Genomic DNA, 21,025 nt, shown 5'->3' on the forward strand with positions numbered 1-21,025 from the left:
GGCCCTGGGGGCTCCGCCCCCGTCCTTCGGACTCCCCCGGAGGTATTTACGGAAAGATGAAGCCGGGGCGGGCCGCGTGATGGTCACCTGGCTTCTGGTGTCGCTGGGGGCTTCCGCGCTGTGGGGCGTGGTGCTGTTCGTGTCGGACAGGGGCATTGCCCAGATCTGGCCGCCGGCGCGGGGCAACTGGATCACCGGGATCGCCGCCTGGCTTCTGACCATCGCCATCTACATGGGGCTCATCCGCACCGCGACGGCGGACTGGAACACGCTGGACCTGCCCGCCTGGCTGCGCTGGGGCGTGGGCGGCGTGGCGCTGTCGGTCGCGGCGACGTGGGTGCAGGGGCGCGGGATCACCGACCTGGGGCTGAAGGGCACCAGCGGCTGGGACGTGGGCGTCGTGACCACGGGCGCTTACGCCCGGCGACGCCATCCGCAATACGCGGGCCAGGTCCTGTCGCTTTTGGGGCTGGCCCTTCTGGGCGGATCGGCCTGGGCCGGGCTGGCGGCGGTTGCGGGCAGTGCCGCCTTGATCTATGCGAGCCACGTGGAGGATCGGTTCATGGCGCGCAGGCATCCCGGATACGGGGACTACGCGTCGCAAGTCAGGTTCTTTTGATGTCCCAGAATTCGTTGACGCAACCGGGCCGCGTCGAGTTCGTGGCCATGGTTGCCGTCCTGTTCGCAACGTTGGCGTTTTCCATCGACGCGATGCTGCCCGCCCTGCCCGAGATCGCCGGCACGCTGACCCCCGACGATCCGAACCGCGCGCAGCTGGTGGTGACCTCGTTCATCTTCGGCATGGGGGTCGGCACGCTGTTCGCCGGGCCGATCTCGGACACCGTGGGGCGCAAGGCGGGCATCCTCGGGGGGCTGGGGCTGTATATCCTGGGCGCGGCACTGGCGAGCCGGGCGCAGACGCTCGAGACGCTCATGGCCGCGCGGGTGGTGCAGGGCCTGGGCGCGGCGGGGCCGCGCATCGTCAGCCAGGCCATGATCCGCGACCGGTTCGAGGGGCGCGAGATGGCGCAGATCATGTCCTTCGTGATGATGATCTTCATCCTCGTGCCGGCGATGAGCCCGGCGGCCGGCAGCCTTGTCATCGACGGGTTCGGCTGGCGCGCGATCTTCTGGGCCTTCGTGATCTTCGCGCTGTTCGGCGGCACCTGGCTGGCGTTGCGCCAGCCCGAGACCCTGCCGCGCGAGGGGCGCCATCCCCTGCGCATCGGGATCGTGTGGCTCGCGCTGAAGGAGACGCTGCGGCGGCCCGAGGTGCGGCTCTATATCGCCGTGCTGACGCTGGGCACCGGGCAGATGTTCGCGCTGATCAGTTCGGTCCAGCCGATCTATGACCAGTCGCTGGGCATGGCGGACAGCTTCGCCTTCTGGTTCATGGCCACCGCCCTGCTGGCCGGCACGGGCACGATCGTGAACGCGGCGCTGGTCATGCGGCTGGGCATGCGGCGCTTGGCGATCACGGCCTACGCGGCGCAGGGCGTGATCTCGCTGGTGCTGGTCGCGGCCGAGGTGGCTGGGCTGGTGCCCGCCGAGGCGGCGTTTCCGGTGTTCTTCGCCTGGTCGGTGTCGGTCTTCTTCATGGTCGGCCTGACCTTCGGCAATCTCAACTCGCTGGCGCTGCAGCCACTGGGCCATATCGCGGGGACGGCTGCGTCGGTGATCGGCGCGATCTCGACCATTCTTGGCGTGGTCATCGCCGTGCCGATCGGGCTGGCCTTCAACGGCTCGCCCATGCCGCTTTATGTCGGCACGGGCGTCTGTTCGGCGCTGGCCTACCTGCTGATGCGGCGCACGGTGGAGAGCTAGGATTTCTCGGGCGTCTTCTGGCCCACGTCCAGCGCGCGGCGCAGGTCCTGGGCGATCGAGAAGGCGCCCTTGATCTTGTCGCTGTCCTTTTTCCAGTCCCGGCGCACGACGATCTTGTTGTCCTTGACCTTGGCCTGGCCCTTCTGGTCGTTGATGAACTTCACCAGGCCCTGCGGGTTCGCGAACTTGTCGTTGTGGAACTGGATCGTCGCGCCCTTGGGCCCGGCATCGAGCTTGGCGATGCCGGCGCGCTTGCACTCGGCCTTGATGCGCACCACCAGCAGCAGCGTGTTGACCTCTTTCGGGAGCTTGCCGAAACGGTCGATCAGCTCGGCGGCGAAGCCTTCCAGCTCGACCTTCGAGGTCAGGTCCGACAGGCGGCGATAGAGCCCCAGTCGCACGTCGAGATCGGGCACGTAGTCTTCGGGGATCAGGACGGCGACGCCCAGGTTGATCTGGGGCGACCATTCGCCCATCTCGCCCAGGCCGTCGATGCCCTCGAGCTCGCCCGCCTTCAGCTTGGAAATCGTCTCTTCCAGCATGGACTGGTAAAGCTCGTAGCCGACCTCGCGGATCTGTCCCGATTGCTCTTCTCCCACAAGGTTGCCCGCGCCGCGGATATCGAGATCCTGGCTGGCCAGCGTGAAGCCCGCCCCGAGGCTGTCGAGCGATCCCAGAACGCGCAGGCGTTTCTCGGCCGTGGGCGTCAGCTTGGCGCGTGGCTTGGTGGTCAGGTAGGCATAGGCGCGGGTCTTGGCGCGCCCCACCCGGCCCCGGATCTGGTAGAGCTGCGCCAGCCCGAACATGTCGGCGCGGTGCACGATCATCGTGTTGGCCGTGGGGATATCGAGGCCCGATTCGACGATGGTGGTGGCCAGCAGCACGTCGTAGGCGCCGTCGTAGAAGGCGTTCATCCGGTCGTCGAGCTCGCCCGCCGCCATTTGGCCGTTGGCCACGATATAGGTGATCTCGGGCACCTCGTTCTTCAGGAACTCCTCCATCTCGGCCAGGTCCTTGATGCGCGGGACCACGATGAAGCTTTGCCCCCCGCGGTAATGCTCGCGCAAAAGCGCCTCGCGGATGGTCAGCACGTCGAATTCCGACACGTAGGTGCGGATCGCCAGGCGGTCGACGGGAGGCGTGCCGATGATCGACAGGTCGCGCACGCCGGTCAGGCTCAGCTGCAGGGTGCGCGGGATGGGCGTCGCGGTCAGGGTCAGGACGTGGACGTCGGTGCGTAGCTGTTTCAGGCGTTCCTTGTGGCTGACGCCGAAATGCTGCTCTTCGTCGATGACCAGCAGGCCGAGGTTCTTGAACTTCACCGATTTCGCCAGCAGCGCGTGGGTGCCGATGATGATGTCGCAGCCGCCATCGGCCATCCGTTGCCGCGCCAGGTCGCTGTCCTTCTTCGACACGAAGCGGGAGAGCTGGCGCACCTCGATCGGGAAGCCCTTGAAGCGTTCGCTGAACGACTTGTAGTGCTGGCGCGCCAGAAGGGTCGTCGGCGCGATCACGGCCACCTGCACGCCCGACATGGCGGCGATGAAGGCGGCGCGCATGGCGACCTCGGTCTTGCCGAAGCCCACGTCGCCGACGATCAGCCGGTCCATGGGCGTGCCCGAGGACAGATCGCCCATCACGTCCTCGATGGCCGACATCTGGTCGTCGGTCTCGTCATAGGGGAAGCGGGCGCTGAAATCCTCCCAGGCGTGGTCGGGCGGATCGAGCACAGGGGCCTTGCGCAACAGCCGCTCGGCCGCGACGCGGATCAGGCGGTCGGCGATCTCGCGGATGCGTTCCTTCAGCCGCGCCTTCTTGGCCTGCCAGGCCCCGCCGCCCAGCTTGTCGAGCATCCCTTCCTCGTGGCCGAACCGGCTGAGGAGTTCGATATTCTCGACGGGAAGATACAGCCGGTCGCCGCCCGCGTATTCCAGCAGCAGGCATTCATGCGCGGCGCCCAGGGCCGAGACGACCTCCATCCCCTGATAGCGCCCGACGCCATGGTCCACGTGGACGATCAGGTCGCCGATGCTGAGCGATTGCGCCTCGGTCAGGAAGTTCTCGGCCCGGCGCTTCTTGGGCGTCTTGCGCACCAGCCGGTCGCCCAGCACGTCCTGCTCCGAGATCACCGTCAGGCGGCCGTCCTCATACGGCCCCTCGAACCCATGGTCGAGGCCCCAGACCGCTAGAAACAGCCCGCCCTTGCCCTCGGGCACGTCGCGGAAGTCGCGGATCTCGGTCGCGCCGTCCACGTCTTCGTCTTCCAGCAGCCCGGCCAGCCGCTCCCGCGCACCGCTGGAATAGGAGGCGACGATGACCTGCCCGTCCCTGCGCTTCGCCTTAATGTGGTCCGCCAAGGCGCCGAAAAGGCTGACACTTTCCTGCTGTCGTTCTGGCGAGAAATTACGCCCGATGCGGCCGCCCGCGTCGACCACGTTCGGGCCCGACGCCTGCGCCAGCGGATGGAAACGGATGGTGCGATGACCTTCGGTCGCCTGCTCCCACGCGTCGTCGTCCAGGTAAAGCTGCTCGGGCGGCGCGGGCTTGTAGACGGTATCGACCCGGCCCTTCTTTGTCATCGCGTCGCGGCGATTGTCGTAGGCGTCGGTGACCATCTCCCACCGCGCGACGCGGGCGGGCGTGACCTGGTCGTCGAGCGTGATCGCCGCGTCCGGCAGGTAGTCGAACAGCGTCTCCAGCCGGTCGTGGAAGAAGCCCAGCCAGTGCTCGATCCCCGCGTGTTTCTTGCCCGCGCTCACGGCCTCGTAGAGCGGATCGTCGGTGCCCGCCGCCCCGAACTCGATCCGGTAGGCCTGGCGGAACCGGGTGATCGCGGCATCGTCGAGGATCACCTCGCTGACCGGGGCCAGTTCGACCTGGTCCAGCTTCTCGGTGGTGCGCTGCGTCCCCGCGTCGAAGCGGCGCGCGCCGTCCAGCACGTCGCCGAACAGGTCCAGCCGCACCGGACCGCCCTCGCCCGGTGGCCAGACGTCGATGATGCCGCCGCGAATGGCGTAATCGCCGGGCTCCATCACCGTGGGGGCCTGGGTGAACCCCATGCGCACGAAGAAATCGCGCAGCCTGGCCTCGTCGATCCGGTCGCCTACTCGCGCGGTGAAGGCCGACCCACTCAGCACGTCGCGGGGCGGAATGCGCTGGGTCGCGGCGTTCACGGTGGTCAACAGCACGAAGCGCTTCGGCATCCCGTGCACCAGCGCCGCCAGCGTCGCCATGCGCGCGGCCGAAATGTCGGCATTGGGCGACACGCGATCGTAGGGCAGGCAATCCCAGGCCGGGAAAGTGAAGACGGGCAGCGACGGGTCGTAGAAAGCCAGCGCGGCCTGCATCGCCGCCAACCGCTTGTCGTCGCGCGCCACGTGGACCAGCGCGCCATCGGCCTTCGCCAGTTCGGACAGGACCAGGCGCGCGTCGAACCCTTCGGGCGCGCCGCCCATGGTGATGAAGCCGGATTTTGACATGGACGCCTCAGGTAACGGCCCCGCGCCCGGTGTCAATCGCCAGTGCGCCGTGACCTGTCTGCATCGCCGGTCGGGCATGCGGAAGTTTCGGGCAATCGAACAATATTTCCCCTTGATCCAACGTCGGTTGGGCCTCATATGCGCGACCAAGACGCCAACGCACGCGCCTCTGTTCGGGCCATTGCCCTCACGCAGCGACGGTAACGTCTCCGCTGTCACTTTCGGGGGGCTGAAGCAGTCCCTCCGGGTCCACTGGAGATGCCCATGACCGCCCTTGCCTCAGACCGCGCGCTGCGCGGTGCCGATTCCATCACCGACCGTCTGGACGCGGCCATCGCCGCGACCACGTTCGAACGGCCTACGCTGGTCCTGGACCTGGACATCGTGTCCCGGAACTTCCAGGCCCTTCAGCGCGGCCTGGGCGATGCGTCCATCCACTATGCCGTGAAAGCCAACCCCGCGCCGCAGGTGATCGAGCGTCTGGCGATGCTGGGCTGCCACTTCGATGCCGCCTCGCGCGGCGAAATCGAGCTGTGCCTGAGCATGGGCGCCCGCCCCGAGCATGTGAGCTTCGGCAACACCATCAAGCGCGCGACCGACATCGCCTTCGCCCATCGCGCGGGCATCACCATGTTCGCCGCCGATGCCGAGGAAGAGCTTGAGAAGATCGCCGAGCACGCGCCCGGTGCGCAGGTCTACCTGCGCCTGATCGTCGAGCCGACGGGCGCCGACTGGCCGCTCACCCGCAAGTTCGGCTGCGCGCCCGCCCGCGCCGAGGGCCTGCTGGCTTATGCCCGCGACCTGGGCCTCGATGCCATCGGGCTGTCGTTCCACGTGGGCTCGCAGACCCGTCACGCGCGTATGTGGTCGGACACCCTGAACCAGGTCGCCGCCACCTGGCATGCCGTCCTCGCCGCCGGCTTCGACCTGCGTCTGCTGAACATCGGGGGCGGCTTCCCCGCCTTCCACGGCGATGACGTTGACCCGCTCGAAGCCTACTCGCGCGACGTGATGGACCTGGTGCGCGCCCGTTTCGGCGACGCCGTGCAGATCATGGCTGAGCCGGGTCGCGGCATGGTGGCCGATGCCGGCGCCATCGCCGCCGAGGTTCTGCTTGTCAGCCGCAAGAGCGACGACGACCTGCACCGCTGGGTGTATCTGGACGTGGGCCGCTTCTCGGGCCTGGCCGAGACCGAGGGCGAGGCGATCCGCTACCAGTTCGAGACTGCACGCGACGGCGACGAGTCCGGCCCCTGCATCCTTGCGGGTCCCAGCTGCGACAGCGTGGACGTGCTATACGAAAAGCGTCCCGTATCGCTGCCCGTGAGCCTGCGCGCCGGCGACCGCGTCGTGATCCGCAATTGCGGCGCCTACACCTCGAGCTACAGCTCGGTCGGCTTCAACGGCTTCCCGCCGCTGGACGTGATGGTGATCTGATCGCCCTGCCCCGGCCTTGCGCCGGGGCATCCACGTCCGAAGGTTTCATACACCCGACAGGAACACGGTCAGTGGCACCGGCGACACGCCGATCGCCATGCAAAGCAAGGTGGGCACCGGCGCGAACAGGCGGCTGAGCCCGGCGAGCATGAGGATGCCGCCACCGCCCCCGATGATCACGTTGCCCGGCACGTTCACCAGCAGGGCCAGCGCGACATAGCGGTGCCGCAGGCCCAATGCGATCAGGCCGGGTGGCGCGCCTTCCAGCAGGACATCCACCCGCCGCGCACGCGGCAGTTCGGCGGCCCGCGCAACCAGGGCCGCCGCGCGTTTCAGCCTGAAAAACCAAAGAAGCCGGATCAGCACACCCGTCGGCAGGAGCCGCCCCAGGGCGAAGGCCAAACCAAGGGCCAGCACCGTGGCGCCGTAGATCACCGGTGCCATGGCAGCGCCGTAGGCCGTCAGAAGGGCGATGCCGATCTCGGCCCCCGGCACGAAGGGCACCGCCATCAAGGCGACATAGGCGACCAGCGCCACGACCGTCATGTTCCGCATCTGCTCGGGCGTGACGGGCATCTGGCTGACCGTCAGGGTCTCGCGCAGTACGTGTCCGGCCCATAGCGCGGCAAGGATAGCGCCAAGAACAACCAGGCCGCGGACCGCCCGACCGATCTGCCGCCTGTGCGGCCAGCGCAGGGAGAAAACCATGATGACAGCTCCGTGGTGCCAAGCGGCACACCGCCCCCGGGATGGACACCGGGGGCGGCGGCGCGTCAATGTCGGTTCAAAATGCCCGTCGCACGCCACGGTGGCGGGAAACAGGGTCGGGCCGCGACGTCCGCCCGGAAATACGCTTGGCCGGAGGGACTCGACCAAAGTCTTATACAGCAATTCGTCGCAGAAAGCGACTGAAACGCGCCCGATGATACGATCGACCCGGTTTTGCGCCGGAAATGGTCCCGAAGCCTAGCTGCGTCAGTCCTTCGACAACGCGGCCAGCCGCTTGATCAGCGCCGAGGTATCCCAGCGCCCGCCGCCCATGTTCTGCACGTCCTTGTAGAACTGGTCGACCAGCGCCGTCACCGGCAGGGCCGCGCCGATCTCGTCGCCCGTGGCCAGGCAGATGCCCAGGTCCTTGCGCATCCAATCGATGGCGAACCCGTGGTCGAACTTGTCGTCCAGCATTGTCTCGTAACGGTTCGACATCTGCCAGCTGCCCGCCGCGCCCTGGCTGATCACCTCGACCACCGCGCGGCCGTCAAGCCCGGCGGTCTGCGCGAAATGCAGCGCCTCGCTCAGGCCCTGCACAAGGCCCGCGATGGCGATCTGGTTGCACATCTTGGTCATCTGGCCTGCGCCCACGTCGCCCAGCCGGCGGCAGATCTTGGAATAGACCTCCATCACCGGCTCGGCCTTGGCGAACGCCGCCTCGTCGCCGCCGCACATGATGGACAGCTGGCCGTTCTCGGCCCCCGCCTGCCCGCCCGAGATCGGCGCGTCGACATAGCGGCCCGGGATCTCGGCGGCGAGTTCACGCGTGACCATGGCGGACACTGTGGTGTGGTCGACGAAGATGGCGTTGCCCGTCATTCCGGCGAAGGCGCCGTCATCACCGAGGCAGACCGACCGCAGGTCGTCGTCGTTGCCGACGCAGGCCATCACGAAATCGCAGCCCGCCGCGGCCTCGCCCGGTGTGGATGCGTGGGTGCCCGAATGCTCCTCGGCCCACTTCTCGGCCTTCGCTTCGGTCCGGTTGTAGACGCAAACCTCGTGGCCCGCGGCGGCCAGATGCCCCGCCATCGGGTATCCCATCACGCCCAGCCCCAGAAACGCTACTTTCGCCATGCCTTCACCTCCGCTTTCAAATATCTTATGCGGCTAGCTAACGCTTGGGGCGGTGCGATCCAATACCCACCGCACGCGCACGGGGGACCAAGGGCACAATGGCATCGATCTTTCGCTGGTCGCTGAGGCTGTTTCTGGCATTGGCCGTCCTCGCCATCCTGGCCTTGGTGATCGCCCTTTGGTTCGCGTCGCGGTCCCTGCCCGACTACGACGCCAGCTACCGGCTCGACGGCGTATCCGGCCCGGTCGAGATCGTGCGCGACAACGCCAACGTGCCCCATGTTTTCGGCGAAAGCGATCCGGACGTCTTCTTCGGGCTGGGGTTCGCCCACGCGCAGGACCGGCTGTGGCAGATGATGCTGCTGCGGCGCACGGCGCAGGGGCGGCTGTCCGAGATCTTCGGCCAGCGGACCGTGCGCACGGACGAGCTGCTGCGCCGGCTCGACCTCTACAACCTTGCGACCCGTTCGGTGGATGTGCAGACGCCTTACGCCACCGAGGCGCTGCGAGCTTACGCCGACGGGGTGAACGCGTGGCTGGCGCAGGTCAATGACGGCGCCATGGGGCGCGGCGCGCCCGAGTTCTTCCTGTTCTCGCCGCAGATCGCGCCGTGGCAGCCCGCCGACAGCATCGCGCTGGCCAAGCTCATGGCATTGCAGCTGAATTCGCACCTTCCGAACGAAGTCCTGCGCGCCCGCGTATCGCTTCAGATGGACGATCCGCGCGTCGAGGACATCATGCCCAGCCCGGCGGGCAACGGGATCGCCACGCTTCCCGAATACGCGTCGCTGGTGCCCGCGGCCGAGGACGCGCCGGGCACGCGGCTGGCTTCCTTGCCGCCTGAGGATCCGCTCTATCCGGTGAAGCCGCTGGGCCTTGGCGGCGCGTCCAATGCCTGGGCCGCCGACACCAGTCGCTCGGCCTCGGGCGGCACGCTTCTGGCCAATGACCCGCACCTGGGCCTGACCGCGCCGTCGGTCTGGTATCTCGCGCGGCTCGAGCTGGAATCGGGCGGCGTCATCGGCGGCAGCCTGCCCGGTGTGCCGTCGATCCTGCTGGGCCGGTCGTCGGAACTGGGCTGGGGGCTGACCTCGTCCTATCTCGACGATGTCGATGTGCATATCGAGCGGCTGAACCCCGACAACCCCGAGGAGGTCCTGACGCCCGAGGGCTGGAAGCCGCTGCGCGAACGCACCTCCATCGTGCTCATCAAGGATGCCGAGCCGATCACCCTGACCTTGCGTTGGTCCGATAACGGTCCGGTCCTGCCCGGCCGCCATTTCGATTTGGAGACCATCACGCCGCCAGGTCATGTCGCGTCGGTCAGCTGGACGGTGCTGTCGCCCGCCGACACGTCCGTTTCGGCCGGGCTGGAGCTGCTGAAGGCGAAGACGGTGCCCGATGCCATCGACGCCATGGAGGGCTTCATTGCCCCCAGTCAGAACCTGACGTTGGTCGACCGCGAAACCGTGGGCATGAAGATGATCGGCGCCGCCCCGCGCCGCGCCGACGGCCACCAGTCCAAGGGCCGCCTGCCCACGCCGGGCTGGATCGCCGACAACCGCTGGGACGGCCGCCTGCCCTATACAACGAATCCCGAATTCGTCGGGCCCGCCGGTGGCATCGTGGGCAACACCAACAACAAGACCGTGGACCGGCCCTTCCCGCTGCATGTCTCGTATTCCTGGGGCGACACTCAGCGGGTCCAGCGCTGGCGGCGCCTGATGCAAAGCCGCGAAGTCCACACCCGCGAGTCCTTCATGGAGGCGCAGCTCGACACAGTCAGCTTCACCGCCCGGTCGCTTCTGCCGCTGATCGGCGCAGACCTGTGGTTCACGGGCGAGGCGGCGCCCGAGGGCACGCCCGAACGGCTGCGCCAGCGCGCGCTGGACCTGGTGGCCAGCTGGAACGGCGAGATGAACGAACACCTGCCCGAGCCGCTGATCTACGCCGCCTGGATGCGCGCGCTGCAATCGCGCCTGATAACAGACGAGCTGGGACCGCTCGCCGATGAATTCGCGCGGCTCGAGCCCCTGTTCATCGAGCGGGTCTACCGCGACGTGAACGGCGCGTCTGTCTGGTGCGACGTGGTGCAGTCGGCCCGGGTCGAGACCTGTTCCGACATGGCGCGATTGGCGCTGGACGACGCACTGATCTGGATTTCCGAACGCTATGGCACCGCGCTGGAATCCCTGCGCTGGGGCGATGCGCACGAGGCGGTGCACGAGCATCCCGTTCTGGGCGAAGTTTCGGGCCTCTCGTGGCTGTTCAACATCCGCCAGTCCACCTCGGGCGGGGACAACACGCTGCAACGGGGCCGCACGGCGGGCGATGGGCCGAACCCGTTCCGCAACGTGAGCGCGGCGGGCTATCGCGGGATCTACGATTTCGCTGATCCCGACTCGTCGCTTTTCGTGATCTCGACCGGGCAATCGGGCCACCCGCTGTCGCGGCATTACGACGACCTGGGCGAATTGTGGCGCCGCGGCGAATACATCCCCATGACGCTCGATCCCGAACTGGCGCGCGCCGCCGCCGTGGGCGTCACGCGGATCGAGCCCGCGCGCTAGAACAGCGATCCGATCCCGTAGGCGACCGCCGCCGCAGCCCCCCCGATCAACAGGGTCTCGAGGCCCGACCGCCACCAGGGCGCCAGCGACCAGAGGCTTTTCAGCCCGTCGATGGCGAAGAAGACCGTCAGGGTCGCGACGCTGGACGCGCGGAAGGCGTTCTCCATCCCGAAAAGGAACGGTAGCAGCGGCACCATGCCCGTGACGAGGAAGGCCGCGAAGGTCGCCAGCGCCGCGCGCATGGGATGCGGCGCGACCGATCCCAGCCCGTATTCGCCTTCCAGCATCATTTGCAGCCAGGGCTCGCGGCGGGATGTGATCTGCGCGGTCGCCTCCTCGAGCACGTCGCCCGACAGGCCCTTCTGGCGCAGGATCTCGCGGACCTCGCGGCGCTCGCCCTCGGGGTCGGTGGCGATATGGCGCATTTCGACCGCGCGCAGCCGCCTGATGTCGTCGACCTCGGACTTGGTGGCGGAATAGTTGCCCGCCGCCATCGAGAACCCGTCGGCGAACACGTTCGCCAGCCCCAGTGCGACGATCACCAGCGGCGACAGCCCGGCCCCGGCCACGCCCGCCACGATGGCGAAGGTCGTCACGCCGCCGTCGATGGCACCGTACACCACGTCGCGCAGATAGCCGCGGCCGCGTGGCGCGCCGATGCGGGTGCGGATCTCCTCGGGGCTGTGGCCGTGTTCTTCCATGCCGCAGGCCTAGCGCCCGCGGAACAGGCCGCCGAGGATGCCACGGACAATGCGGCGCCCGGTGGTTCCGCCCAGCTCCTTGATGACCGCCTTGGTCATCGCCTCGCCCAGGCTGTCGGGACTGCTTGACCGGCGCGAGGTGGATCGCTTCACCTGCTGCCCGGTATAGCGTCGGGCCGCGCGGTATTCGCGCTCCGCCTCGGCGGCGGCCTCTTCCTCGGCTTCGGCTTCCGCCGCCTCGGCGGCGGCCTTGTCGGCGCGCGCGCTCAGGATCTCGAAGGCGCTTTCGCGGTCGCGCACGGCTTCGTATTTCCCGGCGATGGGCGAGGTGTCCATGACCTCGCGCCGCACGGCCTGCGAGATCGGGCCCAGCTGCGACGACGGCGGCCGGATCAGCGTGCGCTCGACCACGCCCGGCACGCCCTTGGCCGCCAGAAGCGACGTGACCGCCTCGCCCACGCCGACCTCGCGGATCGCGTCCTCGGTGTCGAAGCGCGGGTTCGAGCGGTAGGTCTGCGCGGCGCGGGCAAGCGCCTTCTGGTCCCGCGCGGTGAAGGCTCGCAGCGCGTGCTGGATGCGGTTGCCCAGCTGGCCCAGGATATCCTCGGGCACGTCGTCGGGATCCTGGGTGATGAAATAGACGCCGACGCCCTTGGAGCGGATCAGCCGCGCGACCTGTTCGACCTTGTCGACCAAGGCCTTGGGCGCGTCCTCGAACAGCAGGTGCGCCTCGTCGAAGAAGAAGACCAGCTTGGGCTTGTCCGGATCGCCGACCTCGGGCAGCTCCTCGAACAGTTCGGACAGGAGCCACAGCAGGAAGGTCGCGTAGAGCTTGGGCGAGGACATGAGCGTGCCCGCGTCCAGGATGTTTATCCGTCCGCGCCCGTCGGGATCGGTGCGCATGATGTCCGAAAGCTCCAGCGCGGGTTCCCCGAAGAGCTGCGCGCCGCCCTGGTTCTCGAGTACCAGCAGCCGGCGCTGGATCGCGCCGATGGACGCCCGGCTGACATTGCCATAGCGCAGCGACAGCGCGTCGCCGTTCTCGCCCACCCAGACCAGGAGCGCCTGAAGGTCCTTCAGGTCCAGAAGCGGCAAGCCCTGTTCGTCGGCCAGGCGGAAGGCGATGTTGATGATCCCCTCCTGCGCCTCGGTCGCGTCCAGCAGCCGGCTGACCAGCAGCGGCCCCATCTCGGCCAGGGTGGTGCGCACGGGATGGCCGTTCTGACCGAACAGATCCCAGAAGGTCACCGGGAAGGCGTCATAGGCATAATCGGTGAACCCGATGGTCGCCGCGCGCTTGGTGAACGCCTCGTGCAGCTTGAAATCCGCGCGCCCGGCGGAGGCCAGGCCCGACAGGTCGCCCTTCACGTCGGCCAGGAACACCGGGACTCCGCGCGCCGAAAAGCTCTCGGCCAGGATCTGCAGGGTGACCGTCTTGCCGGTGCCCGTCGCGCCCGCGATCAGGCCGTGGCGGTTGGCGTATTTCAGCAGAAGGGGTTGGGGCGTGCCGTATCCCTCGCCGCCGCCCCCGACAAAGATATCGCCCATGATCACGCCCCCGTGTTCGTCGTATTTGCGTTAGCAATACATGCTTAACCCGATCGTGCCAGTCTGACGGCACCGATGACTGGCCCGCCACGGGTCACCGCATCGGTTTCTCCCTGTTGGACTGGCCGCGCCGCACTCGGCGCGGCCCTTTTCTTGTTGAGGCTGCGGATCGCAGGAAAATTGCCCAAAATCCGGTCATGGCTGCGCGAAAATGTCAGTTGACGGACTATGCAATTGCTTCTAGCGTCCTCGGCAATAACAGGCTGGCCAGTCCAGCAGGGAGATAACACCAGCGTCAAAGGCCCCGTTTCCGGGGCCTTTTTCGTGTCCGGCCCCTTGGAAAACGGGCCTGACACCCCGGGCCGGATTTGCTATGGCCTGCGCCAGCACACCAGACACGAAAGATGGAAGTCCCATGCCGAAACTGATGTATTCCCTGTCGCTTGCGGCCCTGCTGGCCCTGCCCTTCGGCGCCCACGCCCAGGACGACGCGGCCGCCACCGACGGCGCCGAGACCGAAAGCGCCCCCCAGGTGGTCGAACCCTCGGGCACCGACGGCCTGTCGATGGGCGCCCCGGTCGAGGACGAGAACGCCCCCGGCCGATCCTACACCGCCGGAGAGTTCGGCGACTGGCAGCAGCGTTGCATCCGCACCGAGGATGGCAGCGATCCGTGCCAGCTCTACCAGCTGCTGCGCGATAGTGACGGCAACGCGGTGGCCGAAATGAGCGTCTTCCCCCTGCCCCCGGGCCGCGAGGCGCAGGCCGGTGCCACGATCATCACGCCGCTGGAAACCCTGCTGACCCGTGCGCTGACACTGCAGATCGACAGCGGCCAGGCCAAGCGCTACCCGTTCGAGTTCTGCGCCGCTGCCGGCTGCTTTTCCCGCATCGGTCTGACCGGCGCCGAGGTCGAGTCGTTCAAGCGCGGCGCGCAGGGCATCCTGACCATCGCGCCCGCCGCGGCCCCCGACCAGACCATCGAATTGACGGTGTCCCTGTCGGGCTTCACCGCGGGCTATGAAGCGGTGGCAGAAGCCAACACGAACTGATCCCGCTGATCGGGCCGCCCTACACGGGGGCGGCCCGGCGCCGAATTTACCGGCGGCGCGATCACCTGGATCGCGCCGGACCAACCTCCTGAGACCGATTTTCGACGCCGCGAACCCGCGGCGTCAGGCCCGCTTGAGCGCCAGGACCGCGTTCAGCCCACCGAAGGCAAAGGCATTGGACAGCGCCACGTCCACCCGCGCCTCGCGCGCCTCGTTCGGAACCACGTCCAGCGCGCATTCCGGGTCCGGCTCTTCGTAGCCGATCGTGGGCGCCACCACCCCGTCGCGCAGCGCCATGAGACACGCCAGCAGCTCGACCGCGCCGGTGCCACCGATCAGGTGCCCGTGCATCGACTTGGTGGACGATATCATCAGGTCGTTGGCGTGGTGCCCGAACACATCGGCCACCGCGGCGCATTCGGTCTTGTCGTTGGCCGCCGTCCCGGTGCCGTGGGCGTTGATGTAGCCCACGCTTTCCAGCGGAATGCCCGCATCCGAGACGGCGCCCGCGATGGCCCGCGCGGCGCCCTGTTTCGACGGCATGACGATATCAGACGCGTCCGAGGACATGGCGAAGCCCGCGACCTCGGCCAGGATCTCGGCGCCCCGGGCGCGCGCGTGCTCGTATTCCTCGAAGACGAACATGCCGGCGCCTTCGCCCTGAACCATGCCGTTGCGCGTGGCCGAGAACGGGCGGCAGGCGTCCTTGGACATGACGCGCAGGCCTTCCCACGCCTTCACGCCGCCGAAGCACAGCATCGCCTCGGTCCCGCCGGTGACCATCACGTCGGTCATGCCCGCCCGGATCATCTGGAAGGCCTGGCCCATCGCGTGATTGCTGGACGCGCAGGCGGTGGCGACGGTGAAGCTCGGGCCCTTCAGGTTGTGCTGCATGGACACGTGGCTGGTGGCCGCGTTGTTCATGAGCTTGGGCACCACGAAAGGATGCACCCGGTTCTTCCCGTCCTCGTAGACGGCGCGGTAGTTTTCATCCTGGGTGTTCAGCCCGCCGCCCGAGGTGCCCATGACCACGCCCGCGCGGGCCGCGAGCGGTCCTTCGAAGGTCAGGCCCGATTGCGCGATGGCCTCGTCCGCCGCGAGCAGCGCGAACTGCGTGAAACGATCGTAAAGGGCGATCTGCTGGCGGTTGAAATGCGCCGCTTCGTCGTAGTCGCGCACCTGCGCGCCGATCTGCACGGTCAGGCGGTCCACGTCGCGGATATCCAGCCGGCCAATCCCGCAGCGCCCTTCGCGCATGGCCTCGAGGGTCTCGGCCACCGACGCACCAAGCGCGTTGATGGTTCCGGCACCCGTTATGACGACCCGCCTCACCCCTTTTGCGCCGCCACGAGACCTTCGACCGCGCCGACGATCGCGGCCACAGACGAGATGTCGAAATCGCCCGCCTGGGGGTCGTTGGCGTTGAAGGGCACGGAGATGTCGAAGGCCTCCTCGATGGCGAAGATCGACTCCACCAGGCCCAGGCTGTCGATACCCAGGTCTTCCAGCGTCTGGTCCATGGCGATGTCCCCGGGTTCGAGCACGGCCTGCTCGGCCAGGATCTCGATCACCTTGGTTTTCACGTCGTCGGCCATGCCATCGCCCCTTTGGTTACGGGGCTGATTTAGTCACTGTCGGGGGGATTTGAAACCGGTTTCTGACCGGGCTTCAGCCGGTCCAGCAGGCGCGGCAGGCGGCGCAGCGCCTTGTACATCTCCACGTGGGCGTCCATCTTTACCGCCGGCGTTCCGGCCATGACACGGCCCGCGGGCACGTTCGACAGCACGCCCGTGCCGCCGGTGATGATGCAGTCGTCGCCGACCTTCAGGTTGTCACCGACGCCCGACTGCCCGCCGAAGACGCAGCGATCCCCGATCACGGTGGATCCGGCGATGCCGGTCTGCGCCGCACAGAGGCAGTCGCGCCCCATGACCACGTTGTGGGCGATATGCACGAGGTTATCCAGCTTGCAGCCGTCCCCCAGCCGCGTGTCCCGGATGGTGCCACGGTCGATGGTTGTGTTGGCCCCCAGTTCCACGTCGTCGCCGATGGTCACGCCGCCGAGCGAGTGGATGCGCGTCCAGCTTTGCCCCTTGATCTCGCCCTGATCGCCGAGCGACTGGCGCGCACGTTCGACGCCCGACTGCTCGGGGGTCACGAAAGACAGACCGTCCGCCCCGACCACCGCACCCGGCTGGGCGATGAAACGGTCGCCGATGCTGACGCCGTGCTGGATGCGGACACCGGGATGAAGGATCGCGTCGGCGCCGAGCCGGCTGTCCACCCCGATGCTGACGTGGGATGCGATCCGCGCGCGCGCGCCGATCCGCGCGCCGCGCCCGATGACCACGAAGGGCCCGATGGCGGGGTCGCTGCCGATCTCGGCCTCGGGATCGATGATCGCGGTGGGATGGATGCCCGGCGCGATCTCGGGGCCAGGATCCACCAGCGCGCTCAGGTGTGCCATGGCGACGCGCGGGCGCTGAACGTAGAGCGCGCCGTCAAGCCCCAGTGCCCGCCAGTCGGCCCCTTCCCACAGGATCGCCGCCCGGGCGCGGCCCTTGGACAGACCTTCGGCGTATTTGGGCGCCATGGCCAGCGCCAGGTCTTCCGGGCCCGCGTCGGCGGGTTCGGCCGCGCCGGTGATCGGGACATCGCCATCGCCTTCGAGACGCGCGTCGAGCCCGCTCGCGATGGCGGCCAATGTCAGCTGCATGGGATCCTCCGGTGTGTCGGGCCGGAGCCTAGCTTTGCGCCCCCGGAAGGACCACCCCGGCGCGCATCAAGGCGGCCAGCACGCGACCGTTGCGACCGTAGACGTCGCGGCGGTATTCCATGCCGCCCTCGGGCTTGGCGATGGCCGTGCGGTAGATGATGTGCACCGGCAACGGGTTCTCGAGGTTCACGCGGCTTTCGCGGCCCGAGCGTAGGTGACGTTGGAATTCGCCCTCGGGATCGTCGGTCTGCATCGACAGCAGGGCATAGCCGAATTCGAACGGGTCGTTCAGCCGGATACAGCCGTGCGAGAAGGCCCGCACGTCGCGCGAAAACAGGTTTTTCGCAGGCGTATCATGCAGGTAGATGTTGTACTTGTTGGGGAACATGAACTTCACCAGGCCCAGGGCGTTCCGGTCGCTCGGCGGCTGGCGCATGGAGAACGGGAAGCTGCGCGCGGTGTACTGGCTGAAGCCCCGCCCGCGGTTGACCTTGCGGCCGCGGCTGTCGGTGATTTCCATGTAGCTGAGCGCATAGGGGTTGCGCCGCAGCTGGGGCAGATACTCGTTCACGACGATCGAGCGGGGAACATACCAGCTGGGATTGATGACCATGTGGTCCATCTCGTCCGAGAACTCGGGCGTGCGGCGACCGTCCTGGTCCTTGCCGATGACCGACTTGGTCTGGAAGAAGATCTCGCCATCGACCATGATCTTGGCGCGGAAATCGGTGAGGTTCACCGACACGTGCCGGTCGCCAAGGTCCCGGTTCATCCACCGCTCGCGTTCCATCGACACGAGAATGTGGCCCAGCCGGTCCACGGGGCTGCGGTTCATCTCGGTCAGCGTGTCGCCGCCCACGATGCCATCCTGGACCAGGCCGTGATCGGCCTGGAACTGCTCGACCGCGCGGGTCATCGAGGCGTCGAACAGGCGCGTATCGCTGCGGTCGAGATAGCCGAAGGCGATCAGCCGGTCGCGCAGCGCGATGACTGCATCGCCGGTGTCACCCGGCGACAGCTTGCCCACGGTCAGCGGGCCGCCCCAGCCGCCATCGGCGATCAGGCGTTCCAGGTTGACCTTCTCGCGCACCAGCCGCGTGTATTCGGCCGAGGCCGGCGCCAGGTTGTTGAGGAAGGTGTTGGGCCGCGCGGTTTCGAATTCGCGCAGAAGCGCCAGCCGGTCGCGGGTCGGGACCTCGCGCTTGATGTTGTTGTCGACCTGCGCGGGCGTCAGGATGCCGGTTTCAAGGTCGGTGGCAAAGCGCAGGAACAGGCGGCTGAGCTCGACCTCGACCCGGCCGCGGTCACGCTCGCTGCGGGCGCTGGTCATGAGGTCGCGCAGGGTATCGGCGTCGTAGCGTCCGCGCGGCAGGCCGTGCAGGTCGGCCTTGCCCACGATGGACAGCAGTGCCTCGCGCCGGGCCCGGTCATCGGCATCGTCGCCGACCCAGATGGGCTGGTAGCCGCCGTCGCGGTAGAAGGCGGCGAGATCGTCATCCTCGGCGGCGGCCACGGCCACGGCTTGTTTGAAGGCGGTCACCTGCGCCACGGCGGCAGGCGCAAGGGCGGCCACACCGGCGAAGATTGCGAAGCCGGCCACCAGGCCGCGGGTCATCAAGGCAGCACGCATAGGCGATATCCCATCGTAAAAATTTCTGTCTCCATTCAAACACCTGATCGACGGCGTTTGGTTCCACAAGATCTTGGTTTGGCGGCCATGTCATTTCACATCTGCGAAAGTGATGTCCGCGCAACATTTTGATACGTTTTTTCACCTTACGGTAACGCCGCGGAGTTAAGCAAGAATCTGCCGAGTTATGGAACCAAACGGCGTTTGGCTTTTCGGGGCCTTTCTGAACGGTCCGCTTTGTGCCATGACTCGTCTTGCAGAGGCAAAGACCAAGCTCCGACCAACGGGGCTGGCAGGGCAACTTAAAAAAACGGGACGTTACCTTCATGGACACTTCACGGACGACTGGCATGACCAGGCGCGGCTTGCTGGGTGCATTCGCAGCAACGGCTCTGGCAGCAGCACCCACCTATTCGAACGCTTTCGGATTGTTGCGTGGTGCGGGCGACATTCGCAGGCTGAAGATCTACAACGGCCGGACCGGTGAGAGCCTCGACACGATCTACTGGATCGAAGGAAGCTACATCAAGGACGCGTTGGCCGAGGTGAATCACGTCATGCGCGACTGGCGGAACAACCAGGTCAAGTCGATCGACACCCGCACGCTCGACATCATGGCCGCCGCGCACAACCTGATGGATACGACCGAATCGTACCTGCTGATCTCGGGCTATCGTTCGCCGCAGACCAACGCGATGCTGCGCAGCCGCTCGTCGGGCGTGGCGAAGAACTCGCGCCACCTGAAGGGCGAAGCCGCCGACCTGCGGATGAATTCGCGCTCGGTCGCGCAGATGTACCGCGCCGCGTCGGCCTGCGCCGCCGGGGGCGTCGGGCGCTATACCTCGTCGAATTTCGTGCACATGGATTGCGGTCCGGTGCGCAGCTGGGGCAGCTGAACCGACCTGTCCCGCCAAAAGATTGGGGCCCGGCATTGCGCCGGGCCCTTTTTCGTTGGCGTCCTTGGTTTGACAGGCCGAGGAAGAGGTGTCTCTGACCGGGCGCGTTTGACCGGCCCGCAGTGTCACATCCGGCCAAGGAGGCGTGACACCGGCAACCCGGCGGCCTTCCCCCTTCACGACATGACCGTAAAGACGCGAAAGCGGCGAAGGCCTTGCCTGTCGCCGCTCTCGATCTGTCATGAAGCCGGGAAATCTCGGACGCAGCCCGGCAAAGCCGGCCCGCGTTCTCAGCCGTTGCCCAGTTTCGCTTGGCGCGCCGCGGACAGCCGGGCGAAATCGTCGCCCGCGTGATAGCTCGACCGCGTGAGCGGCGTGGCCGACACCATCAGGAACCCCTTGCCCCAGGCCGCCTTCTCGTAGCCGGCGAATTCCTCGGGCGTGACGTAGCGGGCGACCGCGTGGTGCCTGGACGTGGGCTGGAGGTACTGGCCGATGGTGATGAAATCGACATCCGCCGCGCGCATGTCGTCCATGACCTGCATCACGGCCTGCCGATCTTCGCCAAGACCCACCATGATCCCCGACTTGGTGAACATGGTCGGGTCCATCTCCTTCACCCGTTGCAGCAGGCGCAGCGAGTGGAAATACCGCGCACCGGGCCGCACTTCGGGGTAGAGCCCCGGCACGGTTTCGAGGTTGTGGTTGAACACGTCCGGTCGCGCCTTGACCACGGTTTCCAGGGCCTCGGGACCGCAGCGCAGGAAGTCGGGCGTCAGCACCTCGATCGTGGTGCCCGGAGACTGCCGACGGGTCGCGCGGATGGTCTGGGCGATGTGCTCGGCCCCCCCGTCATCCACGTCGTCCCGGTCCACGCTGGTGATGACCACGTGGTTCAGGCCCAGCTTCTTCACCGCGTCCGCCACCCGGCCCGGCTCGAACACGTCCAGCGCGTCGGGGCGACCGGTGGCCACGTTGCAGAAGGTGCAGCCGCGGGTGCAGATCTCGCCCATGATCATCATGGTGGCGTGGCCCTGCGACCAGCATTCGCCCACGTTGGGACAACCCGCCTCTTCGCAGACCGTCACGAGGTTATGCTCGCGCATGATGGCCTTGGTGTCGGAATAGCCCTTGCCGGACGGTGCCTTGACCCGGATCCAGTCCGGCTTCTTCAGGCGCGGGGTCTCGGGCTTGCGAGCCTTCTCGGGGTGGCGCTGATCGGGAATCTTGAGGTCGCGTGGCATGGATAAGTCCTTCCTTGCCAAGGTAACTAGGGTATTCGCGCGCGCATGTCCAAGGCGTCGACGGTGCGACATGACCGCCTTGCC

The 21,025-nt window shown here is 67.4% G+C and carries 16 protein-coding genes; 6 read left to right on the forward strand and 10 right to left on the reverse strand.

Features of this window, described 5'->3' with window-relative positions; translation table 11 throughout:
- The first annotated feature begins 79 nt into the window (after window positions 1-79).
- Complete coding sequence (locus tag BMX96_RS03440; protein WP_091844236.1) at window positions 80-619, forward strand: methyltransferase family protein; 540 nt, start codon at window positions 80-82, stop codon at window positions 617-619.
- A complete protein-coding gene (locus tag BMX96_RS03445; RefSeq protein ID WP_091844237.1) occupies window positions 619-1,824 on the forward strand; it encodes a multidrug effflux MFS transporter in 1,206 nt (401 codons plus the stop codon). The genes BMX96_RS03440 and BMX96_RS03445 overlap by 1 nt, the downstream gene beginning before the upstream one ends.
- Here the strand turns inward: BMX96_RS03445 and mfd are convergent.
- Window positions 1,821-5,303, reverse strand: coding sequence for a transcription-repair coupling factor (gene mfd, locus BMX96_RS03450; protein WP_091844238.1), 3,483 nt, complete (start codon window positions 5,301-5,303; stop codon window positions 1,821-1,823). The genes BMX96_RS03445 and mfd overlap by 4 nt on opposite strands.
- Window positions 5,304-5,561: 258 nt before the next feature.
- On the opposite strand from mfd, the gene BMX96_RS03455 reads away from it, so the two are divergent.
- On the forward strand, window positions 5,562-6,740 hold the full coding sequence (locus BMX96_RS03455; RefSeq protein ID WP_407944647.1) for a type III PLP-dependent enzyme: 1,179 nt from the start codon (window positions 5,562-5,564) through the stop codon (window positions 6,738-6,740).
- A 45-nt stretch (window positions 6,741-6,785) separates the two neighbouring features.
- On the opposite strand, the gene BMX96_RS03460 is transcribed toward BMX96_RS03455, so the two are convergent.
- Together BMX96_RS03460 and BMX96_RS03465 are read right to left on the reverse strand one after the other, a co-directional pair.
- Window positions 6,786-7,448, reverse strand: coding sequence for a hypothetical protein (locus BMX96_RS03460; RefSeq protein ID WP_091844240.1), 663 nt, complete (start codon window positions 7,446-7,448; stop codon window positions 6,786-6,788).
- 267 nt (window positions 7,449-7,715) lie between these two features.
- Complete coding sequence (locus tag BMX96_RS03465) at window positions 7,716-8,585, reverse strand: NAD(P)-dependent oxidoreductase (protein ID WP_091844241.1); 870 nt, start codon at window positions 8,583-8,585, stop codon at window positions 7,716-7,718.
- Between the two features lie 98 nt (window positions 8,586-8,683).
- On the opposite strand from BMX96_RS03465, the gene BMX96_RS03470 reads away from it, so the two are divergent.
- A complete protein-coding gene (locus tag BMX96_RS03470; RefSeq protein ID WP_091844242.1) occupies window positions 8,684-11,155 on the forward strand; it encodes a penicillin acylase family protein in 2,472 nt (823 codons plus the stop codon).
- On the opposite strand, the gene BMX96_RS03475 is transcribed toward BMX96_RS03470, so the two are convergent.
- Both BMX96_RS03475 and BMX96_RS03480 read right to left on the reverse strand, forming a co-directional pair.
- The gene (locus tag BMX96_RS03475; RefSeq protein ID WP_091844243.1) at window positions 11,152-11,856 is read right to left on the reverse strand and encodes a VIT1/CCC1 transporter family protein; all 705 of its coding nucleotides are present in this window, start codon (window positions 11,854-11,856) and stop codon (window positions 11,152-11,154) included. The two genes, BMX96_RS03470 and BMX96_RS03475, sit on opposite strands and share 4 nt — an antisense overlap.
- 9 nt (window positions 11,857-11,865) lie before the next feature.
- Window positions 11,866-13,404 (reverse strand): helicase HerA-like domain-containing protein, encoded by a 1,539-nt coding sequence (locus BMX96_RS03480; protein ID WP_175481640.1) that lies wholly within the window; start codon window positions 13,402-13,404, stop codon window positions 11,866-11,868.
- Between the two features lie 415 nt (window positions 13,405-13,819).
- Here BMX96_RS03480 and BMX96_RS03485 point away from each other — a divergent pair, with 415 nt between their 5' ends.
- Window positions 13,820-14,455 (forward strand): invasion associated locus B family protein, encoded by a 636-nt coding sequence (locus tag BMX96_RS03485; RefSeq protein ID WP_091844244.1) that lies wholly within the window; start codon window positions 13,820-13,822, stop codon window positions 14,453-14,455.
- Window positions 14,456-14,578: 123 nt separating this feature from the next.
- Here BMX96_RS03485 and BMX96_RS03490 read toward each other — a convergent pair whose 3' ends face one another.
- From BMX96_RS03490 to BMX96_RS03505, 4 genes are read right to left on the reverse strand one after another with little or no spacing between them, the layout of a single operon-like run.
- Window positions 14,579-15,787 (reverse strand): beta-ketoacyl-[acyl-carrier-protein] synthase family protein, encoded by a 1,209-nt coding sequence (locus BMX96_RS03490; protein WP_091844245.1) that lies wholly within the window; start codon window positions 15,785-15,787, stop codon window positions 14,579-14,581.
- The gene (locus BMX96_RS03495; RefSeq protein ID WP_091844246.1) at window positions 15,784-16,050 is read right to left on the reverse strand and encodes an acyl carrier protein; all 267 of its coding nucleotides are present in this window, start codon (window positions 16,048-16,050) and stop codon (window positions 15,784-15,786) included. Before BMX96_RS03495 ends, BMX96_RS03490 begins: the two co-directional genes overlap by 4 nt.
- Before the next feature lie 29 nt (window positions 16,051-16,079).
- Window positions 16,080-17,171, reverse strand: coding sequence for a UDP-3-O-(3-hydroxymyristoyl)glucosamine N-acyltransferase (locus tag BMX96_RS03500; RefSeq protein WP_091844247.1), 1,092 nt, complete (start codon window positions 17,169-17,171; stop codon window positions 16,080-16,082).
- A gap of 28 nt (window positions 17,172-17,199) precedes the next feature.
- On the reverse strand, window positions 17,200-18,786 hold the full coding sequence (locus tag BMX96_RS03505; RefSeq protein ID WP_236736938.1) for a L,D-transpeptidase family protein: 1,587 nt from the start codon (window positions 18,784-18,786) through the stop codon (window positions 17,200-17,202).
- 341 nt (window positions 18,787-19,127) lie between these two features.
- Here BMX96_RS03505 and BMX96_RS03510 point away from each other — a divergent pair, with 341 nt between their 5' ends.
- The gene (locus tag BMX96_RS03510; protein ID WP_073125930.1) at window positions 19,128-19,697 is read left to right on the forward strand and encodes a peptidoglycan L,D-endopeptidase MepK; all 570 of its coding nucleotides are present in this window, start codon (window positions 19,128-19,130) and stop codon (window positions 19,695-19,697) included.
- A gap of 290 nt (window positions 19,698-19,987) precedes the next feature.
- Here BMX96_RS03510 and lipA read toward each other — a convergent pair whose 3' ends face one another.
- The gene (gene lipA / locus BMX96_RS03515; RefSeq protein ID WP_073125931.1) at window positions 19,988-20,941 is read right to left on the reverse strand and encodes a lipoyl synthase; all 954 of its coding nucleotides are present in this window, start codon (window positions 20,939-20,941) and stop codon (window positions 19,988-19,990) included.
- Between the last annotated feature and the right edge of the window lie 84 nt (window positions 20,942-21,025).

Source organism: Palleronia pelagia (assembly GCF_900110115.1).
GTDB classification, from domain to species: Bacteria; Pseudomonadota; Alphaproteobacteria; order Rhodobacterales; family Rhodobacteraceae; genus Palleronia; species Palleronia pelagia.

Excerpts from the sequence above, each read along its gene's own strand:
- mfd (WP_091844238.1), bottom strand. The coding sequence starts at position 5,303 with ATGTCAAAATCCGGCTTCATCACCATGGGCGGCGCGCCCGAAGGGTTC.
- BMX96_RS03505 (WP_236736938.1), bottom strand. The coding sequence starts at position 18,786 with ATGACCCGCGGCCTGGTGGCCGGCTTCGCAATCTTCGCCGGTGTGGCC.
- BMX96_RS03440 (WP_091844236.1), top strand. The coding sequence starts at position 80 with ATGGTCACCTGGCTTCTGGTGTCGCTGGGGGCTTCCGCGCTGTGGGGC.
- BMX96_RS03445 (WP_091844237.1), top strand. The coding sequence starts at position 619 with ATGTCCCAGAATTCGTTGACGCAACCGGGCCGCGTCGAGTTCGTGGCC.
- BMX96_RS03485 (WP_091844244.1), top strand. The coding sequence starts at position 13,820 with ATGCCGAAACTGATGTATTCCCTGTCGCTTGCGGCCCTGCTGGCCCTG.
- BMX96_RS03495 (WP_091844246.1), bottom strand. The coding sequence starts at position 16,050 with ATGGCCGACGACGTGAAAACCAAGGTGATCGAGATCCTGGCCGAGCAG.
- BMX96_RS03460 (WP_091844240.1), bottom strand. The coding sequence starts at position 7,448 with ATGGTTTTCTCCCTGCGCTGGCCGCACAGGCGGCAGATCGGTCGGGCG.
- BMX96_RS03500 (WP_091844247.1), bottom strand. The coding sequence starts at position 17,171 with ATGCAGCTGACATTGGCCGCCATCGCGAGCGGGCTCGACGCGCGTCTC.
- lipA (WP_073125931.1), bottom strand. The coding sequence starts at position 20,941 with ATGCCACGCGACCTCAAGATTCCCGATCAGCGCCACCCCGAGAAGGCT.
- BMX96_RS03480 (WP_175481640.1), bottom strand. The coding sequence starts at position 13,404 with ATGGGCGATATCTTTGTCGGGGGCGGCGGCGAGGGATACGGCACGCCC.
- BMX96_RS03465 (WP_091844241.1), bottom strand. The coding sequence starts at position 8,585 with ATGGCGAAAGTAGCGTTTCTGGGGCTGGGCGTGATGGGATACCCGATG.
- BMX96_RS03470 (WP_091844242.1), top strand. The coding sequence starts at position 8,684 with ATGGCATCGATCTTTCGCTGGTCGCTGAGGCTGTTTCTGGCATTGGCC.
- BMX96_RS03510 (WP_073125930.1), top strand. The coding sequence starts at position 19,128 with ATGGACACTTCACGGACGACTGGCATGACCAGGCGCGGCTTGCTGGGT.
- BMX96_RS03475 (WP_091844243.1), bottom strand. The coding sequence starts at position 11,856 with ATGGAAGAACACGGCCACAGCCCCGAGGAGATCCGCACCCGCATCGGC.
- BMX96_RS03455 (WP_407944647.1), top strand. The coding sequence starts at position 5,562 with ATGCCCATGACCGCCCTTGCCTCAGACCGCGCGCTGCGCGGTGCCGAT.